At 39.9% G+C, this 268-nt stretch carries 1 protein-coding gene; it reads right to left on the bottom strand.

Annotation, left to right across the window (positions count from 1 at the left end):
* Positions 1-268: ABC transporter transmembrane domain-containing protein (locus AAEY88_RS13880; protein WP_350563318.1), on the bottom strand; the 268-nt coding region annotated here is incomplete at both ends.

Genomic DNA, 268 nt, shown 5'->3' with positions numbered 1-268 from the left:
GTCGTAGGTGCTGGCTTCAAACTCTTCATTGTTAAAGTATTTTACTGTTTCGTAGTTTAGTAAGCTGTCGATAGCGCGGGTATTACTTAAGTTGTCGGCGGTGTTAGCTTCGCGAATAAAGCGATTGCGCCACTGGGTTACGGTTACTGTAAAGGTAATATATATGGCAACTGCAAGTAGGGTTATAAGCGCAAACCAGATAGAAAACAAAGTGCCAAAAATTAATGCAACGGTAAGAATTTCAAATAGAGTAGGCACAATGTTAAAC

The organism is Psychrobacter sp. CAL346-MNA-CIBAN-0220 (assembly GCF_040309805.1).
Taxonomy (GTDB): domain Bacteria; phylum Pseudomonadota; class Gammaproteobacteria; order Pseudomonadales; family Moraxellaceae; genus Psychrobacter.
This window is presented reverse-complemented; position numbering and strand designations above follow the sequence as displayed.